This window comes from uncultured Peptoniphilus sp. (assembly GCF_946998875.1).
Classification (GTDB): Bacteria; Bacillota; Clostridia; order Tissierellales; family Peptoniphilaceae; genus Peptoniphilus_A.
In genome coordinates, this window is the sequence record NZ_CAMQAY010000020.1 from 1 (window position 1) to 22,455 (window position 22,455).

At 33.1% G+C, this 22,455-nt stretch carries 22 protein-coding genes; 5 read left to right on the forward strand and 17 right to left on the reverse strand.

The genetic code is table 11. The features are described 5' to 3' along the window. From Q0U74_RS06000 to Q0U74_RS06030, 7 genes are all read right to left on the reverse strand, one after another. Window positions 1-1,090: glutamate mutase L (locus Q0U74_RS06000; protein WP_297393297.1), on the reverse strand; the 1,090-nt coding region annotated here is incomplete at its 3' end. 1 nt (window position 1,091) lies between these two features. Next, window positions 1,092-4,145, reverse strand: coding sequence for an AAA family ATPase (locus Q0U74_RS06005; protein ID WP_297393299.1), 3,054 nt, complete (start codon window positions 4,143-4,145; stop codon window positions 1,092-1,094). A 9-nt stretch (window positions 4,146-4,154) separates the two neighbouring features. Beyond that, complete coding sequence (locus Q0U74_RS06010) at window positions 4,155-5,123, reverse strand: hypothetical protein (protein WP_297393302.1); 969 nt, start codon at window positions 5,121-5,123, stop codon at window positions 4,155-4,157. Window positions 5,124-5,354: 231 nt separating this feature from the next. Further along, entirely contained in the window at window positions 5,355-5,702 is a 348-nt protein-coding gene (locus tag Q0U74_RS06015; protein WP_019125228.1) for a type II toxin-antitoxin system PemK/MazF family toxin, read from the reverse strand. Between the two features lie 134 nt (window positions 5,703-5,836). Further along, on the reverse strand, window positions 5,837-6,109 hold the full coding sequence (locus tag Q0U74_RS06020) for a hypothetical protein (protein ID WP_297393305.1): 273 nt from the start codon (window positions 6,107-6,109) through the stop codon (window positions 5,837-5,839). A 10-nt stretch (window positions 6,110-6,119) separates the two neighbouring features. Beyond that, a complete protein-coding gene (locus tag Q0U74_RS06025; RefSeq protein WP_297393307.1) occupies window positions 6,120-6,377 on the reverse strand; it encodes a hypothetical protein in 258 nt (85 codons plus the stop codon). 128 nt (window positions 6,378-6,505) lie between these two features. Then, entirely contained in the window at window positions 6,506-7,696 is a 1,191-nt protein-coding gene (locus Q0U74_RS06030) for an NAD(P)H-hydrate dehydratase (protein WP_297393309.1), read from the reverse strand. 203 nt (window positions 7,697-7,899) lie between these two features. Here Q0U74_RS06030 and tyrS point away from each other — a divergent pair, with 203 nt between their 5' ends. Both tyrS and pepD read left to right on the forward strand, forming a co-directional pair. Then, entirely contained in the window at window positions 7,900-9,126 is a 1,227-nt protein-coding gene (gene tyrS, locus Q0U74_RS06035) for a tyrosine--tRNA ligase (RefSeq protein WP_297393311.1), read from the forward strand. 7 nt (window positions 9,127-9,133) lie between these two features. Continuing rightward, window positions 9,134-10,525: a beta-Ala-His dipeptidase gene (pepD, locus tag Q0U74_RS06040; RefSeq protein ID WP_297393313.1), complete on the forward strand. Its 1,392-nt coding sequence runs from the start codon at window positions 9,134-9,136 to the stop codon at window positions 10,523-10,525. A 108-nt stretch (window positions 10,526-10,633) separates the two neighbouring features. Here the strand turns inward: pepD and Q0U74_RS06045 are convergent, their stop codons facing one another. Then, complete coding sequence (locus Q0U74_RS06045; RefSeq protein ID WP_297393315.1) at window positions 10,634-11,026, reverse strand: ATP-binding protein; 393 nt, start codon at window positions 11,024-11,026, stop codon at window positions 10,634-10,636. 167 nt (window positions 11,027-11,193) lie between these two features. Between Q0U74_RS06045 and rd the strand changes: the two genes are divergently transcribed. Next, window positions 11,194-11,355, forward strand: coding sequence for a rubredoxin (gene rd / locus Q0U74_RS06050; RefSeq protein WP_019125235.1), 162 nt, complete (start codon window positions 11,194-11,196; stop codon window positions 11,353-11,355). Between the two features lie 108 nt (window positions 11,356-11,463). Here rd and Q0U74_RS06055 read toward each other — a convergent pair whose 3' ends face one another. Both Q0U74_RS06055 and Q0U74_RS06060 read right to left on the reverse strand, forming a co-directional pair. Further along, window positions 11,464-12,324, reverse strand: a complete 861-nt coding sequence (locus Q0U74_RS06055; RefSeq protein WP_297393319.1) for a polyphosphate kinase 2 family protein — start codon at window positions 12,322-12,324, stop codon at window positions 11,464-11,466. Next, entirely contained in the window at window positions 12,324-13,082 is a 759-nt protein-coding gene (locus Q0U74_RS06060) for a phospholipase (protein WP_297393320.1), read from the reverse strand. The genes Q0U74_RS06055 and Q0U74_RS06060 overlap by 1 nt, the downstream gene beginning before the upstream one ends. Window positions 13,083-13,201: 119 nt before the next feature. On the opposite strand from Q0U74_RS06060, the gene mnmH reads away from it, so the two are divergent. After that, the gene (mnmH, locus tag Q0U74_RS06065; RefSeq protein ID WP_297393322.1) at window positions 13,202-14,218 is read left to right on the forward strand and encodes a tRNA 2-selenouridine(34) synthase MnmH; all 1,017 of its coding nucleotides are present in this window, start codon (window positions 13,202-13,204) and stop codon (window positions 14,216-14,218) included. On the opposite strand, the gene Q0U74_RS06070 is transcribed toward mnmH, so the two are convergent. From Q0U74_RS06070 to proC, 7 genes are all read right to left on the reverse strand, one after another. Then, on the reverse strand, window positions 14,211-14,882 hold the full coding sequence (locus tag Q0U74_RS06070; RefSeq protein WP_297393323.1) for a uracil-DNA glycosylase: 672 nt from the start codon (window positions 14,880-14,882) through the stop codon (window positions 14,211-14,213). The two genes, mnmH and Q0U74_RS06070, sit on opposite strands and share 8 nt — an antisense overlap. Before the next feature lie 4 nt (window positions 14,883-14,886). Next, a complete protein-coding gene (locus tag Q0U74_RS06075) occupies window positions 14,887-16,254 on the reverse strand; it encodes an NAD-binding protein (RefSeq protein WP_297393325.1) in 1,368 nt (455 codons plus the stop codon). After that, entirely contained in the window at window positions 16,254-17,708 is a 1,455-nt protein-coding gene (locus tag Q0U74_RS06080) for a TrkH family potassium uptake protein (protein WP_297393327.1), read from the reverse strand. Before Q0U74_RS06080 ends, Q0U74_RS06075 begins: the two co-directional genes overlap by 1 nt. Next, window positions 17,698-19,098, reverse strand: a complete 1,401-nt coding sequence (gene trkA, locus Q0U74_RS06085) for a Trk system potassium transporter TrkA (protein WP_297393329.1) — start codon at window positions 19,096-19,098, stop codon at window positions 17,698-17,700. The genes Q0U74_RS06080 and trkA overlap by 11 nt, the downstream gene beginning before the upstream one ends. Window positions 19,099-19,107: 9 nt before the next feature. Further along, a complete protein-coding gene (locus tag Q0U74_RS06090) occupies window positions 19,108-20,256 on the reverse strand; it encodes a cation diffusion facilitator family transporter (RefSeq protein WP_297393331.1) in 1,149 nt (382 codons plus the stop codon). Between the two features lie 215 nt (window positions 20,257-20,471). Continuing rightward, window positions 20,472-21,038: a DJ-1 family glyoxalase III gene (locus Q0U74_RS06095; RefSeq protein WP_297393333.1), complete on the reverse strand. Its 567-nt coding sequence runs from the start codon at window positions 21,036-21,038 to the stop codon at window positions 20,472-20,474. A gap of 9 nt (window positions 21,039-21,047) precedes the next feature. Beyond that, window positions 21,048-21,812, reverse strand: coding sequence for a pyrroline-5-carboxylate reductase (proC, locus tag Q0U74_RS06100; RefSeq protein WP_297393335.1), 765 nt, complete (start codon window positions 21,810-21,812; stop codon window positions 21,048-21,050). Window positions 21,813-21,890: 78 nt separating this feature from the next. On the opposite strand from proC, the gene Q0U74_RS06105 reads away from it, so the two are divergent. Next, window positions 21,891-22,451, forward strand: a complete 561-nt coding sequence (locus Q0U74_RS06105; protein ID WP_297393336.1) for a chromate transporter — start codon at window positions 21,891-21,893, stop codon at window positions 22,449-22,451. Window positions 22,452-22,455: the final 4 nt, after the last annotated feature.

Below are 22,455 nucleotides of genomic sequence, written 5' to 3' on the forward strand. Positions count from 1 at the left end.
TACTTCCTGCATGTCTATTTATTGAAACTCTCACACAATTTTCTGCAATTACTTTGTCAAATTTTAATTCTTCCTCATCTTGAAAAATAATTTCTGGATTTTTTTGCCTCATAGTACACTTTTTTATAATCTCTTCTTCTGAGTAGTCATGAGATAAAAACCCTTCCCTATAATTTTCAAAGGCACTGTAAGCGGAGTACCTCATGCCCATATCTCCTTCCACAGTTCTCTTTAAAAAATATTCTCTGAGTCCCTCTAAAATATTTGACTCTAGTTTATGTGCTTCAGATACACTGTGAATATCTGTAGTTGCTCCACCAATATCTACTACAATTAAATCTCCAAAGCCTTCATATTTTTCTGTGCCCATTGCCATAAGCTCCGCTGCCTTTAAAACTGCTGTTGGTGTTGGCATCAAAACTCTATCTTTTATAATTTTTATCTTGTCCATTCCCTTGGCGTGAGTTATCTTCTCCATAAAAATTTCTCTAATTTTTTCTTTAGCATCTTCTGGCGTAAATCTATTTACATCGGGCATTACATTTTCTGCAAAAATATAATTTGAATTAGAATTTTTTAAAATATTTTCTATTTCCTCTTTTGCTGAAGAGTTTCCAGCAATAACAAGGGGAATGTTTTTTATTTTGCTTAATTTTTTTGCATTTTCGATAATATAATCTTTGTTTCCACCATCAGCTCCACCAGTTAAAAGGATTATGTCTGGATTTAATTTTTCTATCTCTTCAATATCTCTTTCCTTTAGATAGTAGTTATAGGCCTTAATTAGTTTTGCACCTGCCCCTACTAAAGCTCTTTTAGCCGCTTCTGTAGTATATTGTGGAGTTATCCCTATTCCCACCATTTTTAAGCCACCATAGGCAGAAGAGCAAGCAAGCACTTCTTTTATCTCCAAATTTTTTAAATTAACTTTTTCATCTAATTTCTTTAAAGCTTCCTCAAAGCCCTTGTCCACACCTTCTTTTACGCTAGTATGGGCGTTTACTCTTTCAAATAAACGCCCATTTTCGATATCTATTAAAGAAATTTTTGTGTAAGTGCTTCCAAAGTCAACTAACATATAAAAACTCATATTAACCTCTCTTCATTATTTTATCTTCTAAGTATTTAATCTCTGCCCTATTTTTGTACTTATCCAGGTACTCCATTGATCTGTAATAGTAATATTCGCAGTTTTGATTTAAAAACTTATCTACATTTTCAGTTAAATCATTTTTTTGCTCATCTATCATTTTTCTCAAAATAGTTTTTACAAAATAAATTTCTCCAATATCCTTTGGGTTATTTATGGTTTTAACTTCGCCAATGGCATTTTTTAAATAATTTAAGCTTTTAGCATAATCTTTATCAATAAAACTGCTGAGAGATAAAAAAGCATCTAGGACTGGAGCTTTCCAATAAGAATCAAATCTTCTTACTATTTCCTTTGATTTTTTTAGGTATTCTTTCATTTCATCAGCATTATCCATGAAGAAAGAAGTCTTTGCTGCATTTATATAAAATATTGAGAGGCAAGATGCCCCTGAATATTCGCTTAATTCTATAGCCCTTTTGAAGTAGTTCATGGCATCCTCATAGTAAAATTGTGAATTTCTAATCTCTCCAATATAATTATAATTTGCCGCAACACTAATTGAACTTGAGTGTTCTACTCTTCCAGATTTTGTAATTGTTTCAATGGATCTGTTGAAAAAGTCTTCTGCTTGTTTTAGATTTCCGTTCATTGTGTAATAGACACCATAAAGTCTATACATTATTCCTATCTCTAGATTATCTTCTAAAGTTTTAGCATCTTTTATCCCATCAATAATATGACTAAGCATTACACTGGTGTCATTTATTTGAATCCCATAAATTACCATCTGCTTATTGCCTTGAAGTTTTGTCTTGTAGTCATTCATAGCTTCGGCAAGGTCGATAACCCTTTTCATAACTTTTACGCCATCTTTATACTCTCCAGCTCTAATTAAATATCTTCCCTTGCAGTAAAGAAAAATAAGCTCTAGCTTTTTTATTTCCTCAATTTCTTTTTCATTAGTTACTTCATTTTTCAATACAAGTATTCTATCATTAATGGAGTTTATTTCTGTCAAAACCTCGTTGTTGTTGATAAAATTTTTTACTTGTCTACTCACATCATAGTCATCTAAACTTGGATATACTTCGTGATTGAAATTTAGATAATAATTTAATATGTAAATTTCATATTTAAGTGTGTTTGTTTTATCCTTAGCTTGTTCATAATGATATTTTAATTTTATATAAGTTGTAACATCATTGTGACTTCTAAGATCTGTAACATCAATCATCTTTGCTATTTCAGCGTGAATAACTTGTTTTGAGATTTCACTTAAACCATTATAAATATAATTTTTATAAAGACTATTTGTAAAATATATGAACACTCCATTTTTAGTATTTCTTTCCTCAAGAATATTTAATCTTGTTAAATTATTTATTCCATTTACAACATCGAAAGCTTTATAGTCTAATAAATTTAAAATATTATTAATATTTACATCTCCATAAAAGGCCGACACAACACTCAAAATTTCCTTCTCGATATCTCCCAACATTGCAAATTTTGTCTGCAAAAGTGAATTCATTTTAGGGCTTACAGTTTCCAAATTTTCGTTCTTTTTATATAGTTCTATGTATTCGTTTAGCAAAAGAGCGTTCCCTTTGCTCATATTATATATATTATCTACATCCTCATCTTTTAATTCTCTACCTTTCAAAGATTTTTGTAAGATAATGCCAACATCCATCTTGCTAAATTTTTCTAACTCAATTAATTCTATTTTATTCAATTCTTTCAGCATATTTATAGTCTTTAAAAGGTCTTGTTCAATTTCATTAGAAATAATATTGAAAAATAAAAAATTTTCATTTCCTTGTAATAGCATATTTACAAGTAATTTTGCACTAAGTTTATCCATAAACTGTAAATCTTCAAAAACTATTATTGTTTTTTTATTAAAAGATAGTAATTTTAATACTTTTTCTGTTGCTAAATATATTAAATCTAAATTGAAATCTTCTCTGCTCTCTAATATATTTACCATTGGTTGTTTAAGCTTGTTTGTATCATAAAATAAATTTTTTAACAAATCACCCCAAAGTTCAGGCTTTTTTATCTTTTTCTTTGATAGTTCTTCATCTAATATTTTAATAAGTTTCAACCAAGGAGAATAAGAAAAAATCTTCTCTAAGCTGTAACATTGAACTTCAAAAATATGATATCCGTCCTTATTGTTTTCAAGTATCTCTTTCTTTAGAGTAGTTTTACCAATTCCACTTTCTCCGAATAATAATATGGATTTTGTGCTTATATTGTTGTTAAAATCTTCCAGTAATCTTTGTATTCTCTCAATTTCATAATTTCTATCGTACAATTTAATCTTGGAATCTTTTGATTTTTTTTGTTTATCTAAATATTTTAAAGCCTCTTTATAAATATCTTGAATCTCATCAGACGGTTCAATTCCAAGTTCTTCTTCCAAAATGTTTTTTAGATTATAATATTCATTTATTATTTTGTCATATCTTCCCTTAGATTGATAAATCTTAAAAAGATACAAATAACCAAACTCATCAAAGTTTTCAAGTGAAATGAGGCTCATTATATTGTTCTCCAAATCAGAAAAGCTTTTATCCTTATAATCCTTTTCAATCTTTGACTTTATGCTCTTAATATACATGTCTTTATAATAGTTTTTTTGTTCCAAGACCCAATACTCAAACTCAGTACAATCCTTTATATAAAGGCTTCCCAAAAAATCTCCCTTATATAAATTTAAATTGCTTATTGGATCTTTTTCAAATTCTATTACATCCACAAAAATATTTAGCTTTTCGTTTATAGTAAGAATTGTCTTATTTGGTGTCTCAATAACATCTTCACCGAAAGCCCTTTTGATTTTATAAATTGCATTCCTTAGACTTACCTTTGCCCTATTTTCATTAGACCTGCCCCAAAAAATAGCAGCAGCTTCATCCCTGGATACAACTTTCTTGAGCAAAATATAATATAATAGGGCGCTGACTTTACCAGGCGGCAAATAAATTTCTTTTCCATTTTCTGTAATTGTTGGATTACCAAATAATTTAAAATTAATATTTGCCATAAATCCTCCTTAATTATTCTTAAAAACTTTAGGTACCACTCCAAAAGCATCCTTAGATTGTAAAACTAGAGCTAACTCTTGGCTCAAAGCAAGAGGAGTTACAAAGGAATCAATAAAGAAACACTTGCCTGCAGTAGACCTTCCAACTTCAATAGATTTTTCAAGTCCCTGAGGATAGTCCTTAACTTCATAATCCAAAATTTCAATAAGAGCTAGCAAAAGTTCATTGTTATTTAAACCCTTATCGTAATCAAGCTTATAATAATCAACAAAATAATTATAAATTTTTTCCAACATCTTCAAGTATGCCAAGGAAGTCCAGTTAGGTAAAAAATCAATGTAGTTTTCTATTCCCTTATTTGAAAGTCCTTCCTGATCTATGTATATAGGAAGCTTATATAAATTTTCCTCCTCTAAAGACTTTTGGTTCACAAACTTAAAAGCTACCAAGTCTTCTAACAATTTATTTCTAAAATCATCTACCTTAGAGGCTCTGTATCTAAAAATATCTTCAATGAGAACTTTTTTCTTTTCACTAACTTTATTTTCAATTTTTCCATAGTCTATTTTAACTTTTCCATCTAAATACTCATCAGAGTTAATTAGACAAATAATTAAGTCGCCTAAGGCATCTTCAACATCTAATTTTGAAGAAAGCTTAATAATTTGCTTTTTGCTTCTTTTAATTTTTTCGTCAAAAACAATTTCATCAGCCTCAATATCTCTCGCCTTGTCCAACAAATAATTTGCTAAGTTATTTATTAAAATGAAATTAAATAAATATAAAAAATTTTTTTCCAGTTCTCTTTGAGTCTTAATTTCATAATTACTTATTATTCTTTCAAAAAATTTGTAGTCATCTTTGTCCATATTTTCAACAACATTATTATAAATTTTCAAATCTAAAACTATTTCTTTAACATTATCGTAAGAAAAATAAATATTACTTTTGTCTGCACTTACATAAATTCTATTCATAATCCACCTCTTTTTATCTTTACTGTATTATATTATATTTATCGTTAATTTATCGTTAATTTATAGTTAATATCGTTAATCTATCTTTTGTTTTTTTTACAGTTTTACTATAGTATATTTTAAAATTTATTTTTCTTTTAAAATTTTGCAAAAATTAAATTACTTAAAGATTTATTGCAAAAGAAAAAGACTAGATCAAATGAGACCTAGTCTTTTAAATATGTATGCTGTTCAATATTTCATCGCTAAACTTACTTTTACTGCAGCGTCAACCTCATCCATAACGTCTTTGCCGAATTTACCGATTTTCTCTCTCAACCTCTTTTTATCGATTGTCCTTAACTGTTCCAAAAGAATTACAGAATTTTTTGGAAGCGGAACATCTTTAGCTCTCACATTAACATGGGTTGGTAACTTCGCCTTGTTAAGTTGAGATGTAATTGCCGCAACAATTGTAGTAGGCGAGTACTTATTACCAATGTCATTTTGAACAACAACTACGGGCCTTACTCCTCCCTGTTCTGACCCAATAACTGGCGACAGGTCGGCATAGAATATATCCCCTCTTTTTATCATCATAATTTTTCACCTTTTAAGGCGAGAGAGATTTTAAAGATTGAACTATGAACAACCTTTATAACATTCTATCACAATTTTCGTAAATATATACAAATAATAGAAATTAATTTTATTTTTTACAAATATTTAATAATTTATTTCAAATACATTGGCATGACAAAATTTATTGCAATCATAATAAGTAAAGGAATTGTATATTTCCTTGTTTCCTTTAAATTATATTTTGTTCCTCCTGGTAGGTAGTGAACAATTGCCGGTGCAAAAACTACTACAAACCAGAGAACTTGTACATAGATTGGCCCTCTAAACTGTTGCAAAAAATGTGCCACTCCAGTGAGTGCACAATATGTATAAAAAAGATCAAGGGCAAATAAAATTATAAAAAGTATTTTTCTATTTTTAAACATAATAACTCCTTTACATTGACATCCTAACCATGAAAATTGTAAATAAAATTAAAACTACTACATAAATACCCATTGCTATCTTGTATCCCTTGCTCCAATTGTCCCTTTCTTTTTTTATCCAAATCAAATTTAAGACAAGAGCCAACAAACCGGGCAAGGCTACAATTATTGGACTTCTATGATTTTTGAAAGACTCTGACATTGTAATTAGGACAAAAATGTTTAGGATCTGCCAAAAGGCATGGACCTTAAATGGATATGATTTCATAAAATTTCTTCATCTACCTTCACTTTTTTAATAAATTAATTTTCGGTTTTTTAATATTTACATGTAAACATTTAATCAGAGTTCGGGTTACCTTACTTTAATTTTATCATAAATCAAAAAAAACAAATTTATTTTTCTTCAAAATTTTTAAATACTGTGCTTAGGTTTTCTATTAAGTCCCTTGCCCTTAGGCTGGTCTTGGAATTTTTTCTTGCGTAAATGTCACCTGCAAGTCCGTGAACATAAACTCCAAGTCTTGCCGCATCAAACAGGTCATAATTTTTCATAAAGGCAGAGATTATTCCCGTCAAGACATCGCCTGAGCCTCCACTTGCCATGCCAGAGTTTCCTGTTTTATTTATATAGACTTCTTCTCCATCTGTGACAATAGTATTGTGTCCCTTCAAAACTAAAATCAATTTATATTTTTTTGCAAAGTCTACTGAGAGTCTCTTACGATTATTTTTTATTTCTTCAAGGGATAAGCCAGTGAGCCTAGCAAACTCTCCTTCGTGAGGAGTTAAAATTGTAGTAAAATTTTTTCTCTCTTCCAATAAATTTAGGTTCTTTGACAAAATATTTAAGCCGTCAGCATCTATCAAGAGATTTTTTTCTGTCTTTATTATTTTTTCAAAAACACCTTTGGCATATTCGCCAAGACCCATTCCTGGTCCCATAGCTACACAGTCAAGTCCTCCTAAAAAATTTTCCATTTCATCTAAATCATGGAAAGTCTTTGCTATGGGCTCAATGAATTTTATGGACATGATGTCAAAAATTTCTCTTGGCACTATGTTATAGACTAGACCTGCCCCTGCTTTTAGGGCTGCATTAGATGACAGATAGGATGAACCAGTCATGCCAAGAGAGCCGCCCACTATGGCAATCTTTCCGAAGTCACCCTTGTGAGTGTCCTCATCTCTATTTTTCCAAAGGGCTTTTAATTCCTGGTCTAAGATTATTTTTTCCTCAAAATTTTTTCCTGCAAGATCATCTTCACATAATTTTGCCACAGCCACTGCATAATTTTTCTCGTGGCTAATGGATAAATAAAATTTTTTGTCAAAAACTTCTGCATGAGGAAGGTTTTCTATGTATTTTATTTTTATATCGTGAAAGGAAATTTTACCAATGCCTGTAGTCATTGCCTTTGCCACAGCTTCTTTTGCAGCGTACATGCCTGCTATTCTCTCGTAGGGATTTTTTCTCTCTTCTATCCTTTTTATTTCATCTTCATTAAAAACTTTTGCCAAAAAATTTTCATGGTCCCTCATTATTTTTTTTATTCGATTTACTTCTACTATATCTATGCCTATCAAAGTCTCACCCCATTTGACAATTTATTTATTTTCGATTATTATATCATAAATAGTATGAATATAAGACGGTGAAGATATACAGTAAGCGGGAGCTGAATTACAATATTGGAGTCTAATAATTTTTGAGGCCTCGGCGAAGAAAGGTGGTACCACGAATGCGTCCTTTCATCCCCTGGTCTCTTTTTATTTTTTTGGAGGAATTTATGGAAAATGTATATGATATTTTAAGTGAGAGAGGTTACCTAGACCAATGCACTTATGAAGATGAACTTAGGGAAATGCTTGGCAAAGAGCCTGTAACTTTTTATGTTGGCTTTGATGCAACTGCAGATTCTCTAACTCTTGGTCACTTCATTCAAATTAGAGTAATGCAACACATGCAAAGAGCAGGTCACATTCCTATAGCTCTACTTGGCGGCGGAACTACAACTATTGGCGATCCATCTGGCAAGAGCGACATGAGAACTCTTATGGATAGAAAGACAATCGACTACAATGCCAATAGATTTAAGGAACAAATTTCACAATTTTTAGATTTTTCTCATGGCAAGGGCATAATTGAAAACAATGCCGACTGGCTTTTAAAGTTAAATTTCTTGGAATTTGTAAGAGAAATTGGCGTTCACTTCTCTGTTAATAGGATGCTACAATTTGACTGCTACAAAAACAGAATGGAACAAGGACTTACTTTCTTTGAATTTTCTTACATGCTTATGCAATCCTATGACTTCTTGTACCTATATAGAAAGCACCACTGCAAGCTAGAAGTTGGCGGCTCAGACCAATGGTCAAACATACTTGGCGGCTACGAACTTGTTAGAAAATTAGAAAATGACAAGGTTTATGCCATGACCTTTAAACTTCTTACTACTGCAGCTGGTATCAAGATGGGCAAGACTATGGCTGGAGCAATTTGGCTTGACCCAGAAAAGACTACGCCATACGAAATGTTCCAATACCTAAGAAACTGTGACGATCGTGATGTTATTAAATTTATGAAGCTTCTAACTATGCTTCCTCTTGATAAAATTGCTGAATATGAAAAATTAGAAGGTGCAGAAATAAATAAGGCTAAAGAAGTTTTGGCTTACGAAGTTGTAAAAGATGTTCATGGCGAAGAAGCTGCTAAGGCTGCCCTTGAGGCTTCACGCTCACTTTTCGGTGGAGAAAAAGATTCTGAAGACATTCCTGCAACAGAAATGCCAGCAGAAAAATTTGCTGAACCTGTTGGAATTTTAAATTTAATGACTGAACTAGGTCTAATTAAGACAAATTCTGAAGGCAGAAGACTAATAACTCAAGGTGGAGTTTCCCTTGACGATGAAAAAATAAGTGATCCTAAGCTTGAACTTACTAAGGATGATTTCAAAAATGGAGAAATTATCATTAGAAAGGGCAAGAAAGTTTACCACAAGGTTATTTTAAAGTGAGGTTAATATGAATTTAGAACCAAAAAAAGTTTTTGATTATTTTGAAAAATTAGCAGGAATTCCTAGAGAATCAGGAAATGAAAAAGCTGTATCTGACTTTTTAAAAAAATTTGGAGAAGAGGCTGGCTATGAAGTTTATCAAGACGATTCTTTAAATATAATTATGGAAGTGCCTGCCACAAAGGGCATGGAAGATAGAGAAAAGGTGATCTTGCAAGGTCACATGGACATGGTTTGCGAAAAGGGCAAGGACTCAGACCACAACTTTTTAACTGATCCAATTGAACTAATAGTTGATGGCGACAAGCTTCATGCCAATGAAACAACTCTTGGCGCTGATGACGGCATTGGTGTTGCAATGGCAATGGCACTTGCAGAAGAAGAACATGGTCCCCTTAAAATTATTGTAACTGTGTCTGAAGAAACTGACATGCACGGAGCAAAGGACCTTGAGGCAAAATATCTTGAAGGCAAGTATTTAATCAACATCGACTCAGAAGAAGAAGGCATCCTAACAGTTTCATCTGCCGGTGGAAAATTACTTCACTCAAAATTAAAAGTTGAAAGAGAAGACTTCAGAGGAGAAGCCTATGCACTTAAGCTTCACGGCTTTTTGGGCGGTCACTCTGGTATGGAAATTGCCAACAACAAGGGCAACATGATTAAGGTCATTGCAGAAATTTTAAATAAGCTTGATGATGCAAAATTAATTTCCCTTGACTGCGGCACAAAACAAAATGCAATCCCAAGAGAAGGTAAAGTTTCTCTTGTTTGTGACGAAGATAAATTAAAGGCTGCCATAGAATTTGTAAGGGACAAGTTTAAGGGCGTTGAAGGCGAGTTAATTATAGAATGTGAAAAAATTTCTCATGAGGGAAAAATAGTGACAGCTAAAGACACTGAAAAGCTTGCAAAATATTTACTTGAACTTCCAACTGGCCCTCACACTTTTATAAATGAAGCTAAAAAAGTTCTTGAATCATCATCAAACCTTGCCATAGCAAAACTTCTTGATGACACAATAGAAGTTTTCGTTTCACTAAGATTTGCATCTTCTTCACTTTCTGAAGACTTTGGAAATATTTATATGGACATAGTGAAAAAATTTGGCGCAGAAGCTGAATTTGAAAACCCATATCCTGAATGGGAATACAGAAAAGAATCTAAATTTAGAGAAATCGTAAAGGACATTTACAAGGAAATGAAGGGAGAGGAAATGGAAGAAGAGTTCACTCACGGTGGACTTGAATGTGGCGTCTTCTTCGAAAAGAATAAGGACCTTGACATTATTTCCATTGGACCAGACATTAGAGGAGCTCACTCACAAAAGGAAAATCTTTCAATTTCATCAACAAAGAGAGTTTACGACCACCTTGTAAAAGTTTTAAAGGCTCTTTAATAAAAAAATTATGGCTGTCATGAGGCAGCCATTTTTTACTTCTTAAAATTCATCTAAGGGTAAAAAAAGAAAGCCCTAAGGGCTTCTCTGTAGTAAATATGTATTGGTTTATAATTTTTTTATTGCTATTACTTCGTTTTCATTTAAGATCAATTGGTCAGTAAGGGCCTCAACTATTAAAAGTCCCCTGCCATTGCATCTTTTTTGAGTACAGTCATATAGAGCCGTGTCGAAGTTCACGCCCCTGCCCTCGTCTTTTACAATTATTTTTAAAGAATTCTTATCCAAAATAAGCTTTAGACAAACTTTTTTATTTAGGTCCTCTTCATTGCCATGCATGGCACCATTTACAACTAATTCATTTAAAATAACTTTTATATCAAATAATTTTTCTTGGTCTCTTATGAAGGGATTTAAATCCCTTATAGCTGAATCTAAAAAGTTTTTTATTAAAGATAAATCACTATTAACAAATCCTTTGTATCTATATAAAGTATCCATAGTTATCACTCCATCTATTTAGAAATTACCCAATACTTTTGCCCTTTAAACTCTAAAGACTTCCTATAAATTTATTAATTTTAAAATTTTACTGTATTATATTTATCAATTTGTTATAATGGAAATAGGCTTGAGAAAGCAATAATTTTTATTAGGAGGAAGATAGAATGAAAAAATACGAATGCTCACTTTGCGGATACATTTATGATCCAGCAGTAGGCGACGAAGACAATGGAATCAAAGCAGGTACACCTTTTGAAAAACTTCCTGAAGATTGGGTATGCCCACTTTGTGGAGCTGAAAAATCTGATTTTGAACCAGCTGAATAATAATATTAAAGGAGGCTCCTGCCTTCTTTTTTTGTGCAATTTTTTAATCTATAAAACTTTGTGCTTCTTAATAAAAAACCCCTTTACATAAGGTAAAGAGGTCTTTTATTAATCTTCTTCTAAAATTTTTTTCCACTTGTCTAAGCTGTCTAGTTCTTCCTTTGAAAGTTCAGGATACTGTGGGTCCATTTCCTTTAGTTTTTCTACAATAACTTCTGACACCAAGTACCTTGAGAACCATTTTCTGTCAGCTGGCACAATATACCAAGGAGCTCTTTTTGTGGAAGTGTTTACAAGCATGTCGGCATAGACCTTCATGTAATCGTCAAAATATCTTCTCTCTGTTATGTCTGATGAAGCGAACTTCCAATTTTTTTCTGGCCTTTCAATTCTCTCCATTAGTCTTTCCTTTTGCTCCTTTTTAGAAACATGAAGGAAGAATTTTACAATTGTTATTCCATTGTTTGATAGGTATTCTTCAAAATTATTTATCTCTTCAAATCTCTTTTCCCAAATATCCTTAGTGACTAAGTTTTTTGGGAAGGGTTGGTCTAAAACTAAATTGTGAACTCTTGACACAAGGACATCTTCGTAGTGACTTCTGTTGAAAATTCCAATTTCGCCACGAGGAGGAAGTTCCTTGGCTACTCTCCAAAGATAATCGTGGTCTAGTTCGCCGTCACTTGGCTTTTTAAAAGGAACGACCTTTGTGCCCTGTGGATTTACCCCTGTCATAATATTTTTTATGAGGGAGTCCTTGCCTGCAGCGTCCATGGCTTGAAGGACTATGAGAAGGGACTGATTGTTTTCTGCATAAAGCCTTTCGTGATAGTCACGCATCTTTTCTATATTTTTTGGAATTAAAACATCTTTAACTTCCTTTTTTTCAAGTTTACCATTGTAAGAAGTTGGTACATCGTACAAATTTAATTTTTTCTTTTCACTTACTAAATATTTTTCAGTATTCATTAAAATCCCGCCTTTTCCTTTGAAAACATAATTGCTGCTTCCAGCATTTGAGTTGTGATTTGATGGGAAGTCATGTCAAAAATTTGAAAGTCTAAAAGTTTTTTGTCACTGTAAAATTTTTCGATTTCCCTTGCAAAGGACTCCTGACCTCTTGGGTCAATTACATCGTCATCTTTCCCGTTATATAAAACCATGGCTCTGTCTTTAAAAATTTCTGGGCTAGCCATGGGATCCATGTCTAGGAAAAATTCATTGATTCTAAATTCTTCTTCCTCTATTTTTTCCTGGTCCTTAATTTTATTTACTGAATCAACAAGGGCCTGCCAGTTGTTTACTCCATTAAAAATAAATGCCATTTTTAAATCTTTTTTAAAGGTATAGAGACCACCAGCAGTTATTGCTCCCATGGAGTGACCACCAACTGCAATTTGACTTTCTGGATATTTTTCTTCTATGTAGTTAAAAATTGAAGGTGCCTCTTCAATATTGTGCATAATGACCCTTAAAATATATTTTGCCTCCATGGACTTGTCCTCGTAATCTAAATTTATATCATTTCTCTCTCCATGATATCTTCCTTCAGGAAGGACTACTCTATATCCATAACTTGCAAAAATATTTCCGCGGAAAATTTGATTTTTCATTGAGGAACCCCAGCCATGATAAAAAATTATAGTCTTATTAGTTTTTTCTCTGGGCTCAATGATAAGTGCTGGCACATCGCCTATCTTTACCTTATCTATATTTGAATAATTCATTTTTAAATACTCCATAATACACCTCACCTACATTATATCCAAAATATTCTTAAAAGAAAATTTTTCCATAATTTATTTTAAGCGCCCCAATTAAGTGATATATTATTATCGGTGATATTTTGAAATACGAATTAAGATATGATGAAATACATGAAATGATAAAAGACGGAAAAAAAATAATCTTTGTGGACATGAGAAGTCCCAAAGAATTTTGTGACTATAAAATTCCTGGAGCAATAAACCTTCCCATACTTGACGATAATGAAAGAGAAGTTGTTGGTAGGACTTATGTAAAAGAAAGCGTGGAGAAGGCAAAGTACCTGGGCATAAATTTTGCCAAGGATAAACTCCCAGCCTACTACCAGAAAATTATTGATTTGAAAAAATCTTATGATGAAGTAGTTCTTTATTGCTCTCGCGGTGGCTACAGGTCCAATGTCTTTTTTAGCTTTTTGAGATCCTTAGGCATTGATGTAAAAAAATTAATTGGCGGCTACAAGTCCTACAGAAAATATATCCGAGAAAATTTAGATTCTTTAATAAGAGAAAAAGAATTTATAGTTCTCTGCGGCAAAACTGGCGTGGGAAAAACTGAGATTTTAAATAAATTAAAAAGTGCTTATCCTGTTTTAAATCTTGAAGAGCTTGCCAACCACAGAGGCTCCATCTTTGGTGGCATAGGACTTACCCTACAGCCTTCACAAAAATATTTTGAGTCCCTTCTCTTTGACGCCTTAGAGGGAGATGAAAAAATTTTCTTCACTGAAGGAGAAAGCTCAAAGATTGGAAATATTCAGCTGCCAAAAACTTTAATAGAAAAAATTTTTTCTGGCAGAAAAATAATAATTGAAGACCATATAAATAGTCGCATAAAAAGAATTAAAAGAGATTACAATTTATCAGATAAAGATGAAATTTATAAGTCTCTTTTAGAAATCAAAAAATTTATTTCTCCTGAAAAGGAAAAAATATATTTAGAAAAATTCCATGAGGGCGACTACGATTTTTTAATAAGAGACCTTTTATTAAATTATTATGACCCCCACTACAAAAAAAATTACAGCAAGGATGACTTGCACTTGGCAAATGATTCTGCTGTAATAAAAAATATTTTAAATTTTAAAAATTCTATTTAACTTCCCAAGAAGGTGGCGTAACTCCTCTTTCTCTTAAAAATTCATTTGCCCTAGAAAAGGGCTTTGAGCCAAAGAAACCTCTGTTGGCAGAAAGTGGTGATGGATGGGCGCCTTCTATTATGAGATGATTTTCATTATTTATAAATTTTTTGCGAGCCTTGGCGTGATTGCCCCAGAGTATGTAAACTACAGGCTCTTTTTTTTCGTTTATTTTTTCTATAACTGCATTGGTAAAAATTTCCCAGCCAATTTTTGAATGGCTCATGGGTTCATGTGCCCTTACAGTTAAGGTTGTGTTTAAGAGCATGATGCCCTCATCTGCCCAGGACTTTAAGTAGCCCTTATGTGGTATGGCTAGACCTAAATCAGAATTTAATTCCTTATAAATATTTTGAAGTGAAGGTGGAATCTTCACTCCATCTTTTACAGAAAAGGCAAGTCCATGGGCTTGACCCACATTGTGATAGGGGTCTTGACCAAGTATTAGGACCTTTAAGTCCTTGTAAGAAGTGTAGTGAAAGGCGTTAAAAATATCTTGAGCCTGTGGAAAAATTTGGTGATGTCTGTATTCTTCTATTAAAAGTTTTCTCAGATCCTTGTAGTAATCTTTTTCAAATTCTTCTTCCAATATTTCTTGCCAGTCATTTTTAAAAATTTCCTTCACAAAATCACCTCCTGAAAAAATCAAAAATACTTTTCTTTAAAGTTGGGTCGATAAGTTCTTCCAGTTCCTTTCTGCTTTCATTAGTTGAGAAGATGACAAGCCTATCGCCCTTTTCAATTTTTGTATTGCCTCTTGGGATTACTGCGGAGTTGTCGTATCTAATTATACCGCCAATAATAATTTCTCTGTGAAGATTGATTTCAGATAATTTTTTGCCAATGTATATAAAGTCGTCGGGAATTTTTATTTCATATACTTGTGCCTTGCCGCCAAACATATAATTTATTGAGACCTTCATGTCAGTGTTAATTGCTTTTATAATTTCATTTGCCACAATGACCTTTGGGTCAATAACCCTATAAATGCCAAGACTTTCTAAGATGCTGTCGTAATTGTTGTCACTTTGAATTATTATATTTTTTGATATGCCTTGACTTCTCGCCAAGAGTCCAAGAACTATATTTAACTCGTCTGATTCTGTCATGGAAATAAAAACTGCATTCCTTGAAATATTTTCTTCCTCAAAAATTTTGTCATTTTTCAAACTTTTATTGACAACAAAGGCTCTTGAAAGATTTTTTCTAAGATCTTCAAACTTTTCTCTATTTGGTTCAATTATTTTTAAATTAATATTTTCAAGGTTGGAGATCATTCTGTTAAAGGTCATGTCCCCTGATGCAATGACTACATCACGCACTTCTTCCTTTTCCTTTATCTCAAAGTGAGAGTATTTGAAGTTTCTTATGTCAGAAGAAAGACCCATGAGATACATATAGTCGCCGCTCTTTAAAAGAGTTTCACCATCTGGCACAATTAAGTCTCCCTCTCTTAGTATTCCCACAACTAAAATTGTAGAAAGAGAGCCTATGTCCTTTATTTTTAAATTTTCAAACTCTTCGTCCATGTCAATAAAGTGACCTGTGACTTCTATTTTGCCCTTGCCAAAATAATCTGCCTCATAATAATTTGAAGAGCCAATTAATTTTGTGGCAAGCTTTGCTGACTCAAGGCTTCTGTTAAAAATATTTACAACATTGGGAAGAGAATTTTTTATAATGCCAATTTCAGAAATATTTTCCATTTCGTCAAGACGCAAAATAATTTTTACATCAATACCTTTGAAAATTGATGCCATTATTAAATTTGTCTTGTCGCTATCTGTGGCTATAATTGCGTAGTCGTATTTTTCTAAATCAAAATTTAGCATAAAATTTTCGTCTAATACATCGCCTTTTATTTTTGTCACAGTGTTGGTGATACTTCCAAAATTTAATTCATCCCTATCAACTATGTCTATGTCAAACTTTTCAAGGCTTAATGTGTTTGCAATTGTAGAGCCAACTTTTCCTGAACCGATAATTAAAATTTTCATTATAATTTAATAATTTCCTTTCTTCGTCTGCCCTTGGAGAATAGTGCGAGAATAGTAAAGAATTCAAGCCTTCCTAGGAGCATGAGAGCACTAAAATATAGTTTAAAAAAGTCACTATAAAAAGCAAAATTTTTCGTTGGACCAATGTCGCCAAAGCCTGGTCCCACATTTGAAAGTGTAGTTGCAACAGAAGAAAATCCTGTTATTACATCTACACCAGAAAGCGTAACTATGGCAGTGGAAACTAAAGCTATAACAAAGTAAGTTCCAAGATAGGCATTTATGCCTAGGACAACTTCGTCGGACAAAGTCTTTCCATCGGAAAGAATTGGAAGGACTGCCTTTGGGTGTGTCGCCTTTCTCATTTCTCTTCTTATTAATTTTAACAAAATAGAAATTCTCGTAACTTTAATTCCACCGCCAGTTGAACCTGCGCAGCCTCCAAAAATCATGAGGATTAGTAAAATAAATTTAGAAAAACTTGGCCACAATTCATAATCTGCATTGGCAAAACCAGATGTTGATGATATTGATGTAACTTGAAAGGCTGAATCTCTAAAGGCCAATAAAAGTGAAGGGTAGCCCTTGGCGAATAAATCAATAGTAATAAAAATAATGGCGCCTATAGTTATTAAAATCCAAAGTCTTAACTCGTCATTTTGTATAACTTCCTTAAATTTTTTTCTGGAAATAAGTGAATAAATTGTAAAGTTTGTGGCACTTAAAAACATAAAGAAGGCGAGGATAAAGTGAACTGCATTGCCTTCATAGGACATGAAGGAGTCGTTGTATGAGGAGAATCCTCCAGTTCCAAGTACGCCAAAAGTATGAACGAAACTGTCAAATACTGGCATACCTGCAATTTTTAAGCAGGTAAAAAGGGCAAGGGATAAAATAATGTAGATGATATAAAGTCTCTTTGATGATTGAGAAATTGTGGACTCAATTTTTCCTGCCACTGGTCCTGGTGACTCTGCCTTAAAAATTTGAAAACCACCTACGCCAAGTTTTGGAAGAAGGCCTACTGTAAAGACAAGTATTCCCATACCTCCAATCCAGTGAGTGATAGATCTCCAAAGAACTACTGACCTTGGGAAGGACTCTATGCCTGATATAACTGTGGCACCTGTTGTTGTAAAACCTGATACAATTTCAAAAAAGGAATCCACATAGGTCATATTAGCTGCTATAAAAAGTGGAATTGCCCCCACAAGAGATACTAGTACCCAAGATGCCGTAACAATTAAAATTCCATCTCTTGGTGAAAGAGATCTGCTTTTAATTTTTAAATTAATTAAAATTAATCCCAATAGAATTGCTATTGCCATTGGGATTATAAAACCAGAGGCACTTCCATCCTTCTCCACTAAACTAAGTATGAGAGATGGCGCCATAAAGGCTGTCTCTATTAATAAAATATAACCTAGTAATTTTGAAATAAGTTTATAATTCATAAGAAGAGCCTCGATTCCTAATTGAATTTAGAGCATCCTTAAATTTCCCTTCTGAGGTAAAAATCTTTTGCATCTTAGGTGCAACTTCGTGCATTGAGAATAAAACTATTCTATCGCCTGCTTCAAGGACTGTCTTTCCATTAGGAACTAACATTTCATTATTTCTTATAACTGCAATAATTAAAATACCTTCAGGAAGATTTAAGTTTTCAAGAGCCTTGCCGCAAACCAAGTGCTTTTCCTTTATAATTAATTCAATACATTCCACTTGTCCATTTAAGAGAAGATTAAGTGAAAGGGAAGACTTACCCCTAATTTCCTTTAATATTTCTGCAGCTGTTATATAAGCAGTGTTAAAAACTGCATCAATGTCTAATTTGTCCAAAATCTTGTCGTAATTAGTTCTGGAAATTTTTGCAACAGACTTATAAATCCCCGTTTGCTTTGCCACAAGACTCATAAGTAAATTTGCCTCGTCAATACCTGTAGATGCTACAAAGGCATCGTAAGTGTGGACCATTTCCTCTTCAAGAATGGCAAGATCTGTTCCGTCGCCATTAATTATCTCTGCACCTGGAACCATTTCCTTTAACTCCAGGCATCTTTCTCTATTTATTTCAACTATTGTGACGCGAATATTTTCCTTTAATAAAAGCATGGCTAGGTAAAGGCCAGTCTTTCCTCCGCCTAAAATCATTGTGCTTCTAAGAGTTTTTGTCTTATTTACACCTGTGTGCTCTTTGTCAAAAATTTCTATGTTTTCTGACTTGCCCGCCAAGATTATTACATCATTTTCTTCAAGAACTGTACGACCATTTGGTATTATTGCATCTCCACTTCTTGAAATTGCTGAAATAAGTAAGTCGTTAATATTTTCAATGTCCATAATTCTCTTGCCAATAAAGTTTGGGTCCTTGCCAATGTTAAATTCAACAAGAGAAACTTTTCCGCCTGCAAATTCGTCGGAGTAAAGTTGGTATCTCTTCATGAGGTATTTTACTATGGACCTTGCAGTGGCATTATCTGGATTTATAATTTTATCTATCTCTAATTCTTCAGATATAAAGTCTAAATGCTTTCTGTATTCTGGGTCTCTGACTCTGGCTATGGCATATTTAGCACCAAGTTTTTTTGAAATTGTGCAAAGTATTACATTAGCCTCGTCATTAGTAGTAGTTGCAATTACATAATCAAATAGAGAGATGTCTAGCTCTTCCAAAACGCCAAAGTCTAGTGCATTTGCGCATATGCTAAGGACATCTAGTGAGTTGGAAATATGCTCAATTACATCTTCATCATTATCTACTACAGTTACTTCATAATCTTCATCTATAAGTGCAGCTGCAAGCCTATAACCTAATTTTCCAGCACCTACAACTAAAGCCTTCATATTTCCCTCCTAAAAAATCGCATCAAGAATTATTTCGAAATCATAATCCTTGTAAATTGATTTTAATTTATCAATAAGTTCCTTTTTCAGCGCGTCCTTTTCCTTTGCATTGGAAACAGCCTCGGCATTGTAATCAATGTCGATGTAAATTTTATTATCTTCAAGCACTATGTCGTGAAAAGAATAAATATTTAAGCTCCCCCTAATAATTTTTTTGAGGTCTTTAGAAACTGATCTAATAATATCTGAACTAGAGCCCAGTGGGTCAGCGTGAATAATGAGTTTTATGCCTAAAAGTTCAGATACTTCCCTTTCTACCTTATCTACTATATTGTGTGCCTCTTCCAGTGTCAAATTATAATCAAGGGCAGCATCAATTAAGACTATAATATTGTCCGGTCCAAAGTCTGTCACCATCATATTGTGGACATTGGATATTCCATCATAAGTTGATACCTTGGACTTTATCTCGTGTTTAGTCTCTTCACTTAAGCCTTTGCCAAGTATAATAGAAATTGTTTCGTAGATGAGAGAAATTGCAGTGTATAAAATAAATAGGGCAACCACTACTCCCACATAGCCATCTAAAATTTTTCCCGTAAACTTTTCTATAACTATGGCGACAATTACAACTAGAGTTATAAGGATGTCGCTAAGAGAATCCTTCTCCTGTGCCTTTAGTGTCGTCGACTCAATTGCCCTTGCCACTTGAGCATAAAATGAGGCTTGCCAAAATTTTATAATAACAGTAATTATTAAAATAACTATTGTAGATTTTGGATAACTTATCTCTACGGGGTGAAGAATTTTTCCCACAGAAGTTCTCAAAAATTGAAAGCCAAGGCTAAGCACGATTCCACTTACAACAAGTGATATTAAATATTCAAGCCTGCCATGGCCATAGGGGTGATCTCTGTCCCTTGGCTTTGAGGCAAGTTTAATGCCAAAAATCGAAATAATTGAGCTCGCGCAATCTGTAACATTATTTACTGCATCGGATAAAATTGAAATAGAGCCTGTAAAAGTATATAAAATAACTTTTAAAAGAGCTGCCATTATATTTGACACAAGTCCAAGAAAGGAAGTCTCCTTGGAAATTTTTGCCCTGTCATAGCCATAGGCGTTGTGACCTCTTTTTAAAATGAGCTTTGCTAACATTTATCCTCCATAAATAAAAACAGGCTCTTAGCCCATATTTATAAGATTTATTTTAGTTACAATCATTATAACACTGAAATATAAGTAATAAAAGGAAAAGAGACACTTTAGCTTGGAATTAAAGTTTTATACTTATAAGTTTGAGGAAAATTTTTGCGAAAAAAATGTACCAAAAATTTTCTGGTACATTTAAAATAATTTTTATTTTTTCTCGATTAAATAAATTTTTTAAGTTTAGGTAGAAGTAGTCCCTCTGAAACTTCTTCTGCCTTTTCCTTTGAGCCTAAAATTTCTACCAGCTTTACTCCAAGTAAAATTGCAAGGGCAGGACCCATGGCTGTAATTATATTATCTTCAACAACAACAGCTTCATCTAAGGGGTTATCTACCTTAAGTCTAGCTTCAATGCCTGGGTAGCAAGTGAACTTTCCGCTCTTTAGAAGACCTGCTGCATCAAGAACTTGTGGACCTGCACAAATGGCAGTGACAATTCTTTCGTCGTCGTTAAATACATTGGCGCACTCTACAACTTTTTTGTCTCTCATTAAATTTGTTGCACCAGGTTGTCCTCCTGGGATGTACATTGCCCTGTAGTCTTCAATGTTTATTTCGTCAAAAATTTTATCGGCAAGGACTTTTACATTGTGAGCCCCTCTCACTTCATTTCTGTCTGTTATTGAAACTGTCTCAACTACTAAGTCAGCCCTTCTCAAAACATCTACAATAGTCAGTGCTTCAATTTCTTCGAAACCATCTGCCAAAAATACTAATAAATCTTTCATGTCGACCTCCTATTTATTCATAATAGAATCCACTGCATTTATAATTGCAGCTCTAAAACCGTCTCTTTCTAAAGATTTTACGCCCTTAATGGTTGTGCCAGCAGGTGTAGTAACTTGGTCCTTTAACTCACCTGGGTGAATACCAGACTCTCTTACCATCTTGGCAGAGCCTGCCACTGCTTGTGAAATTACCCTATAAGCCATATCTCTAGTCATTCCATGAGACACTGCTGCATCTGCTGCAGCTTCTATGTACATGTAGACATAGGCTGGCATGCAACCAGAAACTGCCTCATAAATTTTTATATTTTTTTCTTCCACAATTTCAGTTTCGCCAAAGGAAGATATAATTTTTCTGAGTTCACTTACTTCATCCTCAGTAACATTTTCGCCAGGGCAGATTCCTGTCATTGAAGATAAAATTTTCGCAGGCGTATTTGGCATTGCCATTAAAAGTTTTTTGCCTGGAAGTTTTTCTCCAAGTTTTTTCAAATCGTAGCTTGATGTAACTGAAATAATAATTTGATTTTTAACTTCATTTTTAATTTTATCTAGGACCTCGTCATAGACATAGGGTTTAATTGTTAAAATCACTGCGTCAGCATTTTTCACTACATCAACTTCTGAGTCCATTATTTGTGCCTTTTCAAAATTCTTAAAGGCTTCTCTCTTTTCCTTACTCCTATCGTAAAGAAAAGTTTCTATGTTATTATTTAAAAGACCATGGGCCATGGCAGAACCCATATTGCCAAGACCTATTATTCCCATTTTCATCTCTATCACTCCTTAAGTAGATTATACACGAAATTACTTAATTTTTCATTTATGTGCTATAATTAATGCGGTGATTTAATGAAAAATATTTCTTTTATAAAATTATTTTTAACATTTTTTAAAATAAATGCCATTACCTTTGGTGGCGGATACACTATTGTGCCTGTCATCAAGGATATTTTTGTATCAGACTTAAATTTAATCGACGAAGATGAAATGATGGACATAGTTGCCATATCCCAAGGCGGACCTGGAGCCATGGCTATATCTTGTTCAGTCTTAACTGGCTACTACCTAAAGGGACCTCTTGGAGCAGTAACTTGTCTTATTGCATCATCCCTTCCCTGTCTAATAATTTTATCTGTGATTTCAAATTTTTACCAAGAATTTAAGGCAAACTTTTTTATAAACTCCGCCCTTGAAGGAATAAGTGGAATAATCTCTGCAGTTTTATTCATCACAGTTTTTCGCATGGGAAAATCTTCCTACAAGAAGAACCCAAGATTTAGTGCTGTTATGATTATTCTGGTCTTCTTAGTAGCCTTCTTCACAGATATTAACACAGGACTAATAATTTTATTCTGCGCCCTTGCAGGAATTTCTTATTTTAGCGTAATGGAGAGATACAAAAATGCTTGATTTG